Here is a 16423-nt window from a genome sequence, read left to right on the forward strand (position 1 = left end):
TCATATTTACTTTTTTTAAGAAAATAAAATTATATGAGAGAATAACAAGTCAGGAATGGACAAAGTGATAATTTAAACAGAGAATTATTTCAGATTGAATATCTGTCGATTATCTCTTGTGGTATGCGAACAGGCTTCCCGCTTTTCAAATCGATCATTGTATAAACGAGGTAACCTTCAGCGGCAAGTTTTTGATTTTCTTTTTTAACGATTTTAAAATTTACTGTGCATTGCGCTCCACTGACTGAATCAAGCTGAGTTCGGACGATGACAACTTTATCGTTAAGGGTTAATGCGCGCTTGTAATCTATATGCGTTGAGCTTACTACCCAGTTGTAACCGGTGCTATGAAATTCCGACATTGACATCTTGTAATCCTTTTGCATCTGGTCATAACGGGCTGCAAGTACGTAGTCGAGATATTTTGTGTTGTGAACATGATCGTTCATATCAATATCATCAGGACGAATTGTTATTTCAGTTTCAAATATTGAGTACATAAGAATCAGAGAGCTATATATTATTAAAAACTTCAGTCTTCGATCCCATAGGGACAGGCAGGCTCAGACTGACAATGATTATAGAAGGAATATATCAAAAGGACTTGTTAGAAATCAAATTTAAATCCTACTCCGAATTTTTCACGTTTGAATTTGTAATAAGAATTAAATACATCGAAACCTTTGAAGTAGGAAACATAAAAAGAAATTCCACGCCCATACCAATTTCCGATTTTAATTCCTCCCATTGTATGGTTATTACCTTCATACTTACCGGTACCGTTCAGATAAAAATGGTGAGCGAAAAATATATTATCATTTTCCCCGAAAATTTTGCCGACAAGATTTTCAAAAGAAGATTCAATTCCCAAATGGAAGTTCCATCTTTTCTGATCATCGGGTCTGATAAGAGTGGAATAAGTAACGCCGCCATAATACCTGAGCTGTGAGGAATTGAATAACATATCATTCGCAATTGTCAGTTCACCATAGTCTCTTGTAAATGGAACTGGTTCATAGTCATTCAACCATGTTTTTGTAACATTGTCATAATGACCATCAACAAGATGTGCACTGTTGTGAATGATCTTTAAACGAGCCATTAATTTATTTTCGGAAAATGATTTTACAATGGAAACATATCCACCGAACAATCCATCGACAGCGTCAATCTGTAATCGTTTCCCTTCATAACTTGTGGATAATGCATAAGCAAGAAATTCAATACCAACAACTATTTTAATTTTGTCAGAAGGCATAATGAACTGAACAACATCCGCGGCGAAACCAACATCGACCTTAAGGTTCGTTGAAGCTGTGTAATAAAGTATTCCAAGTTTTGCTTCTTTGTGATCTGCAGCCAATGGTTTAAAATTAAAGTCAGATGGAAAGAATTTTGTGTGAGATGAATCCTGCGCGGATACAGGCGCAACAACAAGTAAAAGGAAAATCAAAAAAAAGTTTTTAAATGAAGGCAATGTATGAACCGTAAATAAGAATGAGTTAACCAGAAAGATCAGCTATCTAAAAAATTTTTAATTAAAGTTATTCCCGGTTCACCGGAAACTTCCGGATGAAACTGAACTCCGTAAGCTTTTCCTTTTTCAATCGAAGCTGTAAACCTGCTGCCATTATCCGCTGATGATGTTGACATTTCATTCAGGTTCATAAAATATTTTTCTTTAAACAAAAACTTTGAATGATCTTCAATATTGTTAAATAGAATTGAACTGCCGATTATATCAACTTCTTTGAAAGTTCCTTCCGGTTCAGTGTCGTTTTCTTTGCGCTCGGATTTATAGGGAAAGATGCCAAGTCCAGCAATATTATCGTTTAAGATATTTTCAGTCATCAATTCCATTCCAAGATCAATTCCAAGTATCGGTTTTTTTATTACTCTCAGAACTGAATACAGGTTAAGCATATTAAGTTTTTTTGCGCCTTCACATGCTTCACCCTCACCGATAAGAATAATTTTATCGGCTTTACAAATGGTGAATTCGTTCTCGGTTATTTTAAATTCCTGGTTAAGAAACCCCAGAACTTCAGGTAATTTATTGTCTATCTTCTTACCGCATTCAACTATGGCAACCATAACAATCTAATTTCATTTTTATCATAATAACTGGTTTAAATTTAATACAATTCCCGATAATATTTATCGTAGTATTAAGTACAATAATGCAGGTTTATAGCAATCAATAAAAAACCCCGCTATAAGCGGGGCTGTGAATTCAAATATTAAAGAAAGATTACTTTGTAAGAATCATTTTCTTTGTTGCGGAGAAGTTTGTTCCATCAATACCTGCGGCATCTATACGATAGAAATAAACACCACTGTTAAGATTAGCTGCATTGAAATCAAAGTTATGTGATCCTGCTGCATAATCCTGATTAATTAATGTTGCAACTTCCTGGCCAAGAACGTTAAATAATTTAAGTGATACTTTTGAATCAACTTTTAATCCAAAATTAATTACTGTACTTGGGTTGAAAGGATTTGGATAGTTTTGCTCAAGTGCAAATTCAACAGGAGAAACTACATCAGCTTCAACAACCTGTGAATATTCAAATGTTCCGTCAAAGTCTATTTGTTTTAGTCTGTAGCTGTAAGTTCCTTCACCAAGATTTTTATCAAGGTATGAATAACGGTTGGTTTCTGATGTTGTTCCGTTTCCTTCAACAAAACCTATTACCTGGAATTCTTCACCGACAAGTCTCTGGATTTCAAAACCGCGGTTGTTTAATTCAGAAGCTGTTTCCCAGTTAAGGCTAACATTATTATCTGATACATTTGCTTTGAAAGAAGTAAGCTCAACAGGAACAAAACCCTGTCCGTTTACGCGTACAGCATCGATGCCAATGTAGTTTGAGTATGTTCCGCTCGGACCGCCATCATAAATTACATATTGAATAGCAAAGCGAACCATACCGCTAACGTTAAATATATATGTATATTGAGCCCATCCAGCTTCGCTGGTTATAAATCTTGGTGTTGAAATTGTGAAATCAGGAATTGTTGAGCCGCCAGTTGGTGAAACTCTTACATACAGTGAATCATCCCATGCGTTTGCATCAGGTGATCTGTGATAGAATGTAAGAGTATCGCCGGAAGATACACCCACCAATGGTGAAATCAACCAGTGATTAATATAAAAACCGTTTGCGCCCTGATAATTTGAAGCTACAAACCCGGTTGTAGGACCTTCAAATGCCGGGAATACTGTTCCATCAGGTGTGAACCATGCAGCTTGTGTACCGCCGCCATCCTGATTAATAACAACCCAGCCGCGAGCCTGAAGATCAGCAATTTCATTTGGTCCGTTAAATAAATCTTCAAACTGAAGTGCATCGGTTTGGTGCAGGTTTGCTGGTGTGTTTTGCTCACTCTGCTTTGTTCCCGGTCTAACGTGTGTATCCTGTGCCTGGATAACTACAAAACTAAAAAGAAAACTAAAAAGTACTATGAGTTGCCTCATAAAGACCTCCGATTATTGATGAGTGGTTAATGAATGATTAGTGATGAATTCTAATCTGTGCAAGTATAGGCAAAATAATTTCATAAATCAAAAGGATTGCCGCTAAAAATTGATTTTTTTTAGGTTTTGATCGCGGTGAATCAAGCCTTGTTGTAAAACTTTACTCCTTCTGATTTCAGTTTCTCTATCCACATCTCTTCAAGTGATTCAAGATCCTTATCTATCTCCGCGTAGGTTTCTTCTTTTATACTAAGTTCATCAATAATTTTTATTTCAAAATTTTCTGAACCGTGTTTTTTGTAATCGTCGATAAGTTCCTGGTAAGGATAACTTTCCATCTTTAATGTAAACTCAAACCTTCTAACTACCGCCGGAAGGTTTTTACTTTTACCGATAAGCATTTTATTGTCAACTTTATTGTGAACAGCATAAATGCCAGCAGGTTGTCTCTGCATTTTATAGTCTTTGGTTATTTGTTTTTTGTCCATCACGAAATTCCCTACCCTCTATTCCTATCAATCCAATAACCCCAGGCAATGATTAACCATTGTGCATTGCCAACTATTCCTATTGATTCAACATTTTCCGGCGGAGGACCAAACAGGTTGGCTATGTACATTACAACGAGGAATATTATCAATCCTAATAAAGCATAAACACCTGTTTTGTTTTTCTTCTTAGTTGATTTGTAATAGAGAAAAACTCCGGCAGCAAACACCAAGCCTTCGAGAATTACAGTCGCAGCAAAACTATTCCATAATCCAAAACCTACTTTCAATTCACTACCCGGAATTATCGGCAGATCAGGAATGTGAACGAGCAGATCAAGAAACCAGTGGCTTAATACAAGTGCGCCGAGTATTAGCGCTGTCTTAAATTTTTTCTTAATGAAAAAATAAACTGCGCCAAATACAACCGCCCAGACAATAACTCCAAACAGGCTATGTGTAAACGGATAATAAACGAAATCAAGCGGTGTAACAGCAGATACTGTTTTGTTTATTTCAACACGCTCGATACCGAGCAGAATAAAAATAGGCCAGATCAGATCAATCCATTGAGCAGCCATAAAGTAAGTGCCGAGCGAAGCAGTTTTATCAAATTTTTTCCCTGCAAAACCAGCTCCGAAATGTCCGATAAACATTGTTACCTCTTAAGTTTTATTGTGTACTGACAACAAAGTGTTAAAAAATGTTAAATTCGGGAACTAAATTCTTTCAACTAACATCTAACGTGCTGTAAAAAAGAAAGGACTAAAAATGACTCGGACTAACTTAATAATTTTTTTGATTTCTGTATTTGCTGTTTTTCAACTTACATCAGCACAGGAAAAAGTTTCTGATAAACTGAAAGATGTTAAAGGTGATGTACAAAAGATCACCATCACAACAGAAAACGGTGATGTTGTTATTGAAGGCGATGACGCGCAAAAACTTTTTGATGATATAAAGATGTCTTCCTCTTCAAAAAAGAAATTCAGATTTTATTCATCTGACGGGGATGATGATGTAATAAAAAAGAAAAAAGTAATTATACTGGATTCTGATTCAGATGATAATATGGTGTGGAGTTCTGATGAAGACAGCGATGATGAGTTTGATGTGATGATCCTAAACGATGACGACAACTATGTTTGGGGAAGCGGTGATGGAATGGATAAGAAAATAAAGATCACAATTAATGATGGAAACAAAAAAGTTGAAGTAACCACAAATGAAAATGGTGAAGAAAAAACAGAAGTGTATGAAGGCGATGAAGCTGAAGAATATCTCAAAAAACATGAATCCGATGAGATGAAAATAAAAATCAAAAAGCCGGGTAAGGATAAATAAGTAAAGAGGATAATCATTGAAAAGAAAAGCGATGATGTAAAAGAATAAACTAAGCCAATAAGTAATTGAAGGCTTGTTGAATCACAAAAGTTCGACAAGCCTTTTTTATTGGAGAAAATTATTTGACCACAAAATGACTGAACAAATAAGCTAGGGCATAGTCTAACAGCACAGAATTAATAAATTATAAATAGTGTCCTAATTTCACTTTTATATTCAAATTATCAATCTGTCATTCTGTCCGCCGCGGCGGATTATTTCAGAATCTTCTTAGTTTAATAGATCCCGAATGGCAATGCCATCGGGTTGACAAAGTGTGAAATTAGGACATCACCATCTTTTATAGTAGGCTAAGTAAATAATATATTTGCGGGAGGAATTATTGTGAATTGATTCCAGTGTTTCACTAATCAAAAAAGGCTCTATATGAATAAAGAATCAGTCACACTTCGCATACTCTTCACCGGCGCACTCGTCATCGCTCTTTTAGTCCCGCTTGTAATGATCCAATCACTAATAACCGAGAGACAATCATACAGGCACGAAGCTATCACCGAAATTGGAAAAGGCTGGGCGGGAGAGCAAACTCTTGCCGGACCCGTTCTGACTTTTGTAAACGAATATACAACCACGGGAGACGGAAAAACATTTACAAAGCAGGATGTAAAATATGTTCTGCCGGATGATCTCATCATCGAATCAAAAGTGCATCCCGAAATACGTTACCGCGGAATTTACCAGACTATAGTTTACAAAACAGATTTGATCATAAAAGGAAATTTTAATCCTGCCAGGATAAGTGAAGTTCTTAATCCGGATATTTTAAAGGAAAGTTATTTATCATTTAATGTCAGTGATCCGAGAGGCATAAAAGAAAATATAAAACTAAGATGGGATAACACTGAACAGGTAGTTAAACCCGGATTGAAAGACAGGAATGTTTTTAAGAATGGATTCTATTCATCACTCATAATTGAAAAAGATAAACCTGATTACAGTTTTGAACTAACTCTTAGTCTGAACGGAGTTGAATCACTCAACTTTGTTCCCGTTGGTAAGAACACAAAAGTAAATGTCGGTTCTACTTGGCAAAGCCCGAACTTTTCAGGAAATTTTCTTCCTGCAACAAGAGAGATAAATGAAAACGGATTCACAGCATCATGGAATGTGAATGAATTTAACCGGACATTTCCACAGGACTGGAACAGCAGCACATACAATATTTTTGATGATGCCTTCGGAGTTCGTTTTGTCATTCCCGCAGATGAATACCAGCAGACAATGCGTTCATCCAAATACGGAATATTGATTGTACTTCTCACCTTTTTAAGTTTCTTTCTCGTTGAAGTATTCAGCGGTAAAGCAACACACCCTATACAATATTTGTTAATCGGACTCGCGTTAGTGATTTTCTATTCACTCCTCCTTGCGTTGTCTGAATATATCAAGTTCCAGTATTCCTATTTGTTTGCTGCTGTACTTGTGATAGGATTGATCAGTCTGTACGTAAAAAGTATTTTTAAGAATGGCGGGATAACAGTAGCAATCGCCGGATTGCTTATTCTGTTTTACGGATTTGTTTACGTAATACTTCAGTTGCAGGATTATTCATTACTACTTGGCAACATTGCGCTGCTGCTTATACTTGCATCAGTTATGTTCTTCACAAGAAAGATAAACTGGTTTGATGTGCTGAAAGGGAAATCAAAAACGCAGGGATAAATTGTAATCTGGAATAAAACAGAGGTTGTCTCAAAACTTAAAAATTGTCAGGCTGAGTTTGTCGAAGCCTGACAATTTGAATTATCATCACCCTTCGATCCCATAGGGACGGGCGGGCTCAGGGTGACAGAAAAAAAAATTACTTTTGAGACAACCTTTTCTATCTTAAAATAAACGGGCTCTGTCAGTTTTTATTTTTAAGTACTTCTTTTAAAACCGTAGCTTTATCAATTGGTTTTGTACAGAAGAACCAGTCATAACACTTAACATCTTTTTCTTTGCCATCCATTCTGTCTTTTGCTGTTCCGCAGGATCCGGCTGGCGGAACTATAACATCATCACCTGGTCTCCAGTCAGCGGGAGTTGCAATTGAAAATTTATCAGCGGTCTGTAAAGCTATTAACACTCTGTAAAGTTCATCGAAGTTTCTTCCGAGACTCAAAGGATAATAAAGTATTGTTCTTATTACACCTTTAGGATCGACGAAGAACACAGCGCGAACAGCTTTTGTATTGCTTTCACCAGGCTGTATCATTCCATACTTCTTTGCGACTTCCATTGTGATATCTTCGATCAAAGGAAATTTAACTTCTACGTTTTTCATTCCCTTGTATTCAATTTTATCTTTGATAGTTCTTAACCATGCTATGTGACTGTAAAGACCGTCAACTGATAAACCGACTAACTTACAGTTAGCTTCAGCAAATTGATTTTCCATTGAAGCGAATGTCATAAACTCCGAAGTGCAGACCGGAGTAAAGTCAGCAGGGTGACTGAATAGAATAACCCATTCACCTGAATAATCCTGCGGAAAATTAATTTCACCTTGTGTTGTTACGGCTTTGAATGAAGGCGCTTTTTCGCCGATGCGCGGCATTGCTATAGTTTCGTTTTGAATTGTTTGTTCCATTTAGGTTTTCTCCCATAATAATTAATAATTGATCTGACCGTATGATGAAAACATCAAAGATTAGATTCAAAAATTCATGATCATTTCTGTTCATGGGCAGAGATAGAGAGAGGAGAGGAAACTTCAAAATAAAATTAGCAACTATTGATAATTATCAAGCTTGAAGTATTGTTTGATGAAATCTTTTAACACATAATTTTTTTTCTTATAACCTATATGTGAGAACTTAATGATATGAGCTGTAGAATATTTGGCTGTTAGTTTAAAAAATCCTTCTGCATTGGTCATTGTGTTTGATAATATTGAGTCTTCTTCCTCTCCATAAATACTAACATTTCCACCTATTAGAGCTTCATTTTGCAGACTATCAAGAATATAACCCTCTACTTTAATACTATCCTTTTCCGGGTCATATTCTATAGTAAAAATTTTTATATGAAGAGGAGAAATATCTTCTGGGATACAATCCCAATAGAAGGAATTATTTTCGCTGGAGCTACTACACGAACCAAACGAAACAAGAAAAAAAACAAAAAATAATTTTGAGATTATCAGCTTTGTAATAGGAAGGTATTTTACAGAATTTGATTTCATACTAACCCCACAAAATTATTTTTACCGATTTTAACTTTTGTCAATTTAGAACAAATGTCAACAACTAATTAATTATCGGATTTCATATTTTCTTTTTAAGTGAAAGAAAAAAAATATGACTGCCAGAAAATTGCTGAGATCCACAAATCACTCCTGTTTTCTCACCTCATACCCGTTATTAACTTAACAGCATTTTTCTTAAGATCATCATAAGCCCCGTTATTCTGGTTACAGAACACAACGAGAGTAATGTCTGATGAAGGAAAGTACTGGAATTCAAAATTCACTCCGCCTGCTGTTCCGCCGTGACCGTAACTAGTTTCCTGCCCTGATTTACTTAAAATAAATCCATAACCATAATCGAAATCCATAGGCTCTTTAACACTTTTATTCTTCGCTGAAATCATATTTAAAAAAGTATTGCTGGAAACAATTTGATTGTTCTTTAACGCAAGAGAAAATTTCAGAATTTCTTTTGCATTTGAATAAGCTCCGCCCGCAGATGTTCCCCTTGATTCTTTATTCCTCTGAACCGGCTCAACCCATTCTTTGTTATCTCTGCTTCTTGTTAAAGGAAGTGCAAGATTTTTTTCTGTTTGATTATAGTATCCGGAAGTTCTCATATCAGCAGGATTGAAAATAAATTCCTGTACAACATCAAAAAAAGTTTTCCCGGTCACTTTTTCTATAATGGCACCAAGCAGAATAAAATTGGAGTTGCAGTATTGATATACTGTGCCTGCATCAACATCAAAACCGGATTTATAAACAAGCCGAAGATGATCGTTAAGATTTTTAGCTGAATAAAATGCTTTATCGTTTTGCCCCGACCAGTATTCAGCAACTCCTGAAGTATGAGACAAAAGATTGTGAATCGTAATCTTATCAGCTTTTGAATTATCGGTAAATCCATTCAGGTACTGTGTTATCTTATCATCATAACCAAGCTTATTCATTTCAACTAATTTTGCGATACACAGCGCGGTAAACATTTTACCGCCTGAGGCAATGTTGAAAAGGGTGTTATCCGTCACGGGGATTTTCTTAAATGGATTTTCATATCCAAAATATTTTTCAAAGATGATGTCGTTACCTTTTGCGATCAATATACTTCCGTACAAATCATATTCATCATTTAATGTTTTAATGTAATTGTCCAGCCAGTCAAGAGTACTTTTCTGTTCAATACTTCCGTTGGGAAGCGAGACCGGTTCAGAAACATCTGCAATAAAACCGATTGTGTTTAATTTGTGCGGCGCTTCAGGATCAAGCCGCCATTGAAAATCTTTCCACATCACATCATCTTTTTTCTTTGCGTAAAGATGCATTATATAACTTTTGCCATCGGGCATATCAAAGGTTAAAACTTCAGAATGATGATAAGTTAATGGTGCATATTCAGCATTCATTTTTTTAACAAAGGAAAGAAGTCTTTCAACTCCGGTTTCTGTCAAAGCAGTGTGGGAAAATATTTTTTCGATTATCTCTTTCTGCTCTGATTCAGAATTGGAATTAACAGCCTTTATAAATAGTTCACCGTAGTCTTCACTCATATTTTGGGCGAATAGAATATTCCCAATAAATATTAAACTAAAGGCAATGCAAATAATATTTTTCATTTCAGGTATGTCAGCATAATTGATTGAAAATGGTTGTTGAAAATTAATCTTTAAAACAAATTGATGAAGAAGACTATTTAAAATATTTTTCTGTGCTTTTCATTTAATCCAAGTTCTTGCAGATGTTTATACAGCTCTTCCGATTCCTTTCCGCCTTTTTCAGCATGGTGTAATAGTGTAAAGCCGTGGGGACCTGCTGAATTAAGTAATACCGGATATTCAATGAGCAATGATTTTACTATTTCTGTTTTTCCTAACATTGTTAGTACAAAAATATCTGCTCGCGCACCTTTATCAAGAAGATAATTAGCTGTTTCTTTCAAACCCATATGACCTGCGGCACCGATTGCGGTTTCAAAATCACCGCCGCCCCAATCCCATGCAGCATTTAATAACATTGGGTGTTCCCCTAACATCTGCTTCACTTTACTAAAATCGGTGTGTGCTATTTTAACAAACTCATTTACAATTTCAGGTTTGATTGCAGGTGGTTTATCCTTTTGTTGTGCAAGCAGGAAATTAGGTATAGTTAAAACTCCGGCTGCGGCTAGAAAACTTTTAGAGAGGAAATTTTTTCTTGTGATTGAAGTTTGAAGTTCATCTGCTTTATTCATTTTAAATACATCATCTTAATTGTTTGAGAATAGTTATTTACCATCATTCTTAAAAAATAAATTCCGGAAGTAAGAGTATGTTTACTTAAATCCAGTTGTATTGTATATGTGCCTGAAGGTTTTTCTTCATCGACAAGTGTAGCAACTTCATTGCCGAGAATGTTAAATGCACTTATCATAACCCTTGCGGGGGACGCATAATATGCGTCCCCAACAGTGAATTTTATTTTAGTTGTCGGGTTAAACGGGTTTGGAAAATTCTGGTAAAGCTGAAACCCTTTTTCTATACTCCCTGTTTCATCATCAACAGAAGTTAGCTGGACAGGTCTGATCAGAATACTGTTCGGCGCCATCATATTTCCCTGGTTAGTGAAAATATTTAAATAAGATCCATCAGGGGAAAATCTTTTTATATGATTTTGTGTCCAGTCGCAAATGTAAAGACTGCTGTCCGGACCAAACGCATAACCCTCGGCATTTGTTAATCCCGAAGCAAACGTTTTAATAAAATCTCCCGATGAATCAAATTGCTGTACAAGTCCAAGCACCCAATCAATGACAAGGAGGTTTCCGTTGTTATCAAACCACAGGTTTGTTGGTCCTTGTAAGTGTCCCGCTTCAGTGAATATGCGTATGAAGTTCCCTGAAGTATCATACATCCTTACATCTTTAGAACCATAACAGGCGACATATAGATTCCCTTCTTCATCCCATTCGTGTCCAAGCGCAAGATTAATTGATGGAGTGAACTCATCAATGAAAACTCCGGAAGTTCCGTTGAATCGGGCAATTTTATTTTTTGTAGTGCCCCACTGACTGACATATAAATAACCATCCGGACCGAAAGTAATTTTAGTCGGGTTGTCTAAAACATAACCGCTCGTGAACTGCCTGATATAATCGCCGTACATTTTATCATAAAGCAGTATGCCTGTATTACCGCGACCCGAGACAAGTACGTTTCCGTCTGTTCCGATTTTCAGATCCTGGGTATAACTCAACCCGCCTGAACCGGTAGAAATAAAATCGTCAATATAATCTCCGGTTTGTGCATTAAACTTTTTTACTGAATGAGTGTTTCTGCTGCTTACAAGCATTTCGTATTCATTCTGGGCTACTGATCGCGTGCTAAGTCCACTAAAAAGTAGGCAGCATAATGCTGCGTATAAAAATATCCTGTTTTGCATGGAATTACCTTTGAGTTATTTCAAAAGTGTCATTTTTTTTGTTTCGATATAGTTATCAATTTTTAATTGATAGAAATAAATTCCGGTTGAAAGGCTTTCACCATTAAATTCGATTTTATGATTCCCGGCAGATTGGCTGCCGTTAATTAGTGCAGCTATTTCTTTTCCTGTAATGTCAAATATCTTAAGTGAAACAAATCCGGGCGACGCAATCTGAAATTCAATTTTTGTAGTTGGATTAAAAGGGTTCGGATAGTTTTGAAAAAGATAAAACCCTTCCGGATTTTTTGGAAAATTTTCATACACCGAAGTGATTAAAGAAATTCCGGTTCCCTGCACAGCATTATAAAAATTATTTGGCTGGATGTTAGTAAATACTTCAGTTGATGACGATGACCATTCGATAACCAAAGAATCAATTGATTGTGCGTCTCCCAGTCCGAAATGCACACGCGGATCATTCTGGCTGTTATATCCAAACTGTGAATTAATTTCTCTCATTTGCCAAAATGAATTTCCGTTTATTGTAGCTTTGATTTTTACTTTTGTTCCAATCGCAGATCTATTTACAACCACACCTTCACATTTAATATTTATCCATTGATTTGAAGGATTATCATTGCGATAGAAACTATTGTTCTGGTTCCCGCGGTTTGCGATAAAAAGATCGAGGTCGCCGTCATTATCATAGTCTCCCCAGGCTCCACCCATCGTATTTTCCTGATCATTTACAATTTCCCCCGATTGAATTTTTGTAAGCAAATAATCCGGGAAACCGGAATTCTCATAAAGAAAATTTTTTTCATTTTGCCAGTTGGTTACAAACAGATCAAGATCACCATCATTATCATAATCTATCCAGCTTCCGCTGATGGAGTTACTTTGTTCTGAAACAACTTCACCGCTGTCGAGCGAAGTGAAAGTTCCATTACTATTTATGTATAAGTCATTAACAAAATTTCCCTGGTTAGCTACAAACAGATCAAGGTCGCCATCGTTATCATAATCACCCCACGTTCCGCCCATTGATGCTCTCAGATCTGTAACAATACTTCCCGTTGAAACTTTACTAAAAGTACCATCTCCATTATTGTTGTAAAGAAAATTTGCCTTGCCTGCTGCCGCTGCATTCGGTACAAATAAATCAGTGTCGCCATCATTGTCATAGTCTCCCCATGCACAACTGATTGATGTATTGGTCTCTGAAACCGGATATCCTGTAATTATTGAGTTAAAAATATTTCCGTCCTGGTTCTTGTATAGAAAACCCTGTTCAAAAAAATTTGCGACAAACAAATCGACAAACCCGTCATTGTTATAATCAGCCCATGCACTTCCATTTGAGTTTCCTCCATCCTGGACAATACTGCCGGTGGTAATTCTGCTGAATGTTGAATCGCCGTTATTTAGAAAAAGTGAATTGTTTTGTCCATCTCTATTTGTGATGAATACATCTGCATAGCCGTCATTATTAAAATCGGCGATTGTACTTCCAATAGATCGTTCGGACGATGTAACAATTTGTCCAATATTGATTTTGGAAAATGTGCCGTCACCATTATTGAAGTAAAGAAAATTCGGAACATCGACTGCAGCCGCACCACCGTTTGAAACCAGCAGATCAGGATAACCATCATTATTAAAATCAGCCCAGGAAATCCCGAATGATTCGCCGCCGTCATTAACAAATTCACCGGTTGTTATTTTTGTCAATGTTTGTGAGGATACTTCACAATAACTGAATGAAAAAATTATCATTACCAGGGATAAAAAATTCTTTGTCGTGATTAGTTTCATTTATTAAATCCTTCTGATGAATGAAATAGCTGATCAAATTTTATTTTAGATAAATCATCTTTATCGTCTGAGCAAAATTATTTGCGACAAATCTCAGAAAATAAATTCCCGATGCTAATTGTCTTTTATCGTGTTCAGCATTCCAGTTAAATGTATGTGTACCCGCTGGTTTGTAACCATCGAACAGAGTTTCGATTTTCTGTCCGGTTTCATCATAGATATAAATCTTTAACCTGCTGTCTTTTTGCAAGTCAAATTTTATTTGAGTTGAAGGGTTGAATGGATTCGGATAATTCTGATATAACCTAAACTCTCCGGGAAGTTCAGTGAAGTCATCAACAATATCTGTTGCAGAATCAATTGCTTTTGTTTTCCAGGCGCCTCTTCCGATGGTTGCAATTCTTATTGTTCTGTCCAAAGGATGGTAATGAATATCATAAGTTCTTACAATCGGCAAACCTTCATTAAACGGAAACCATTCATCGCCTCCGTTAGTAGATGCATAAACACCAAGTTCTGTTGCAAGATAAATATGGCTGCTGTTATAAGGACTGATGGTTATAGCGTAAACAAAAATATCCGGCAAATTGTTTGTGATGTTGGTCCAGGTTTCTCCAAAGTCAGTCGACTTTTTAATATGATCCTGGTTTAATGAAGCACTGTTACGTGTTGCATACAATGTTCCGGAAACACCCGGATCAACTTCAAGATCAGTAACTCTCCAACTTGGTCTTGATGAATTATTCAAACTCATCCAATCAGTTCCACCATTTGTTGATCTCCAGACAGACCACGAAGTATTTGTATAAGCATGTGCATAAATTATATCAGGATTAATTTGATCAACTGCCAGCGTATTTACATTTGGAATATCAGCTACCGGAGTCCAGAGATTTCCACCGTTTGTGGTCTTATAGATCTTTGCGGTACTTGCAGTAAACAATGTTGTTGATATTGTAGGATGCATAACAAGAGGCGCAATAAGAACTCCGCTTTCTGTTATCCCGTTATTAATTGGAAAGGTTGAAGTTGGTGAAGCGCCGCCATTTGAACTTTTCCTATGATGTCCAACAAAATAATCTCCGTAAAAGATGTTATTGTTATTAGGATCGATGATGACATTCGTTCCGTCATTATCTGACCATCTTGTCCATTTAGTATTTCCGTTAGTGTTAATTAATTTTTGAAGTCCGTGATCCTGGAATCCGCCTATAATTAAATTTGTATCGGTTGGTGAACTTGCTATTCTATGTATCAATGCTGTCACTAAACCGTTATTCATTTTATTCCACTCAGCACCTTTGTTAGTTGACTTCTGAACTCCTCCATCATTAAAAGCATAAACAGTGTTTGAATCTGCCGGAGGAAAACCGATATCCCACTGATCGACATAAGTTCTGCCGGGATAATTTGCGGTCGGCGCATTATATACATCTACTTGCGTCCAGTTTGTTCCGCCATTAGTTGATCTCCAGTTTGTTATCCCTCCATAATGAATTATCTCAGGACTGAATGGATTAATTCCAACCACGTTCACAAACCAGCCATAGCAGCTTGTTGTATCATAAGGTGCGCACAATGCTTTTGGTGCCGTGGTTATTTGATTCCATGAATCACCGCCATCAGTTGTTTTATATAATCCAATGGAACCAAAATTATTCGCATCAGATAAAGACGCCAAAAGTATTTCAGGATTAGAAATTGAAATTGCAAGTGATGAAAATCCGATTGCACTGCTTTGAGGAATTCCGTTTGTTAAAATGTTCCAGGTAATTCCTGAATCCGTAGATTTAAAAACTCCCTCAGCTCTTATTATTGAATACAAATTATTTGTTCTCGTCTGATCAATCACAAGCGCCGAAGCTCGTCCGCTTCTTAATATTGACCATGTTTCCCCGGCATCTGTGGAAAGCCAGATCCCGTTGCTTGCTGCCATATAAACTGAATCAGCGCTTCCAGGTTTCCAGACTAGTTTCAATACTGAAATGTTTTGACCAAGAGAGTAATTAAAATTTGTCTGGTACCATGTTTCTCCGTTATCTGTAGATTTTAAAACACCCACGCCCGGACCCATAGTTATAGATAAAAATCTGTCGTTGCCTGTTCCTGCGAGAATAATATTCCCGTCAAGCGGACAAACTTCGAGATCAGAAATAATCATTGACGGAAGTTCATCTGTCATCGGTTCCCAAAGTTCTCCGCCGTTTGTGGTCCGCCATATTCCGCCCATTGCCGAACCTGCCCAAAGTATATCGGGGTTAACAGGATCAAAAGCATGACAGGTCATTCTGCCGCTGTGAAGATCAATTGTATTTGGTCCGAGGTTTATCCACTCCGATACCAATTGCTTTTCACTCTGTGAGAGATAATTGAGATTTGATTCCTGAAAAACATCCCAGCGGTACTGTTCCCTCTCCGAAAAATTAACAGCTTTGTTTATCTGGAACTCTGATTTTTCTCTTACAAACTGTTTATAACCTGAGCCTTTCAGATCTCGGTTCTGTGAAAAATAATTATCATAATAGTATTGATCCCATTGCTCAAAAACATGTTCAACAGCATTTAATGATTGGATGGAATCACAATCCTGGCTGTATAGAACCATGGAGTAAAGTAATGAGAATGATAAAGCAACTAGTAAATGACGATTCATTTTACACCTCGATGAAA

At 36.6% G+C, this 16423-nt stretch carries 15 protein-coding genes; 2 read left to right on the top strand and 13 right to left on the bottom strand.

Annotation, left to right across the window (positions count from 1 at the left end):
• Positions 1-89: 89 nt before the first annotated feature.
• The 6 genes from IPM56_18095 to IPM56_18120 form a co-directional block, all read right to left on the bottom strand.
• On the bottom strand, positions 90-500 hold the full coding sequence (locus tag IPM56_18095) for an acyl-CoA thioesterase (GenBank protein ID QQS36124.1): 411 nt from the start codon (positions 498-500) through the stop codon (positions 90-92).
• A 107-nt stretch (positions 501-607) separates the two neighbouring features.
• On the bottom strand, positions 608-1453 hold the full coding sequence (locus tag IPM56_18100) for a DUF1207 domain-containing protein (protein ID QQS36125.1): 846 nt from the start codon (positions 1451-1453) through the stop codon (positions 608-610).
• A 62-nt stretch (positions 1454-1515) separates the two neighbouring features.
• Positions 1516-2094, bottom strand: a complete 579-nt coding sequence (locus IPM56_18105; GenBank protein QQS36126.1) for a hypothetical protein — start codon at positions 2092-2094, stop codon at positions 1516-1518.
• A gap of 157 nt (positions 2095-2251) precedes the next feature.
• Positions 2252-3478 carry a T9SS type A sorting domain-containing protein gene (locus IPM56_18110; protein ID QQS36127.1) on the bottom strand — a complete coding sequence of 409 codons (1227 nt, stop codon included), beginning with the start codon at positions 3476-3478 and terminating at the stop codon, positions 2252-2254.
• Between the two features lie 140 nt (positions 3479-3618).
• The gene (locus tag IPM56_18115) at positions 3619-3966 is read right to left on the bottom strand and encodes a GIY-YIG nuclease family protein (protein QQS36128.1); all 348 of its coding nucleotides are present in this window, start codon (positions 3964-3966) and stop codon (positions 3619-3621) included.
• Between the two features lie 11 nt (positions 3967-3977).
• Positions 3978-4622, bottom strand: a complete 645-nt coding sequence (locus tag IPM56_18120; protein ID QQS36129.1) for a hypothetical protein — start codon at positions 4620-4622, stop codon at positions 3978-3980.
• A gap of 115 nt (positions 4623-4737) precedes the next feature.
• Between IPM56_18120 and IPM56_18125 the strand changes: the two genes are divergently transcribed.
• Positions 4738-5310 (top strand): hypothetical protein, encoded by a 573-nt coding sequence (locus IPM56_18125; GenBank protein ID QQS36130.1) that lies wholly within the window; start codon positions 4738-4740, stop codon positions 5308-5310.
• Between the two features lie 426 nt (positions 5311-5736).
• Positions 5737-7032, top strand: a complete 1296-nt coding sequence (gene creD / locus IPM56_18130) for a cell envelope integrity protein CreD (GenBank protein QQS36131.1) — start codon at positions 5737-5739, stop codon at positions 7030-7032.
• A 184-nt stretch (positions 7033-7216) separates the two neighbouring features.
• On the opposite strand, the gene IPM56_18135 is transcribed toward creD, so the two are convergent.
• The 7 genes from IPM56_18135 to IPM56_18165 form a co-directional block, all read right to left on the bottom strand.
• Positions 7217-7942, bottom strand: a complete 726-nt coding sequence (locus IPM56_18135; GenBank protein ID QQS36132.1) for a peroxiredoxin — start codon at positions 7940-7942, stop codon at positions 7217-7219.
• 141 nt (positions 7943-8083) lie between these two features.
• Positions 8084-8536: a carboxypeptidase-like regulatory domain-containing protein gene (locus IPM56_18140; protein ID QQS36133.1), complete on the bottom strand. Its 453-nt coding sequence runs from the start codon at positions 8534-8536 to the stop codon at positions 8084-8086.
• Between the two features lie 161 nt (positions 8537-8697).
• A complete protein-coding gene (locus IPM56_18145; protein ID QQS36134.1) occupies positions 8698-10155 on the bottom strand; it encodes a beta-lactamase family protein in 1458 nt (485 codons plus the stop codon).
• A 77-nt stretch (positions 10156-10232) separates the two neighbouring features.
• Positions 10233-10670, bottom strand: coding sequence for an ankyrin repeat domain-containing protein (locus IPM56_18150; GenBank protein ID QQS38352.1), 438 nt, complete (start codon positions 10668-10670; stop codon positions 10233-10235).
• A gap of 95 nt (positions 10671-10765) precedes the next feature.
• Positions 10766-11956 (bottom strand): T9SS type A sorting domain-containing protein, encoded by a 1191-nt coding sequence (locus IPM56_18155; GenBank protein ID QQS36135.1) that lies wholly within the window; start codon positions 11954-11956, stop codon positions 10766-10768.
• Between the two features lie 15 nt (positions 11957-11971).
• Positions 11972-13753 carry a VCBS repeat-containing protein gene (locus IPM56_18160; protein QQS36136.1) on the bottom strand — a complete coding sequence of 594 codons (1782 nt, stop codon included), beginning with the start codon at positions 13751-13753 and terminating at the stop codon, positions 11972-11974.
• A gap of 40 nt (positions 13754-13793) precedes the next feature.
• On the bottom strand, positions 13794-16406 hold the full coding sequence (locus tag IPM56_18165; GenBank protein ID QQS36137.1) for a T9SS type A sorting domain-containing protein: 2613 nt from the start codon (positions 16404-16406) through the stop codon (positions 13794-13796).
• Positions 16407-16423 lie beyond the last annotated feature (17 nt).

This window comes from Ignavibacteriales bacterium, assembly GCA_016700155.1.
GTDB lineage: Bacteria > Bacteroidota > Ignavibacteria > Ignavibacteriales > Ignavibacteriaceae.

Coding starts and splice junctions, on each gene's coding strand:
- IPM56_18095 (QQS36124.1), bottom strand. CDS start 500: ATGTACTCAATATTTGAAACTGAAATAACAATTCGTCCTGATGATATT.
- creD (QQS36131.1), top strand. CDS start 5,737: ATGAATAAAGAATCAGTCACACTTCGCATACTCTTCACCGGCGCACTC.
- IPM56_18105 (QQS36126.1), bottom strand. CDS start 2,094: ATGGTTGCCATAGTTGAATGCGGTAAGAAGATAGACAATAAATTACCT.
- IPM56_18110 (QQS36127.1), bottom strand. CDS start 3,478: ATGAGGCAACTCATAGTACTTTTTAGTTTTCTTTTTAGTTTTGTAGTT.
- IPM56_18165 (QQS36137.1), bottom strand. CDS start 16,406: ATGAATCGTCATTTACTAGTTGCTTTATCATTCTCATTACTTTACTCC.
- IPM56_18145 (QQS36134.1), bottom strand. CDS start 10,155: ATGAAAAATATTATTTGCATTGCCTTTAGTTTAATATTTATTGGGAAT.
- IPM56_18160 (QQS36136.1), bottom strand. CDS start 13,753: ATGAAACTAATCACGACAAAGAATTTTTTATCCCTGGTAATGATAATT.
- IPM56_18115 (QQS36128.1), bottom strand. CDS start 3,966: ATGGACAAAAAACAAATAACCAAAGACTATAAAATGCAGAGACAACCT.
- IPM56_18125 (QQS36130.1), top strand. CDS start 4,738: ATGACTCGGACTAACTTAATAATTTTTTTGATTTCTGTATTTGCTGTT.
- IPM56_18140 (QQS36133.1), bottom strand. CDS start 8,536: ATGAAATCAAATTCTGTAAAATACCTTCCTATTACAAAGCTGATAATC.
- IPM56_18135 (QQS36132.1), bottom strand. CDS start 7,942: ATGGAACAAACAATTCAAAACGAAACTATAGCAATGCCGCGCATCGGC.
- IPM56_18120 (QQS36129.1), bottom strand. CDS start 4,622: ATGTTTATCGGACATTTCGGAGCTGGTTTTGCAGGGAAAAAATTTGAT.
- IPM56_18155 (QQS36135.1), bottom strand. CDS start 11,956: ATGCAAAACAGGATATTTTTATACGCAGCATTATGCTGCCTACTTTTT.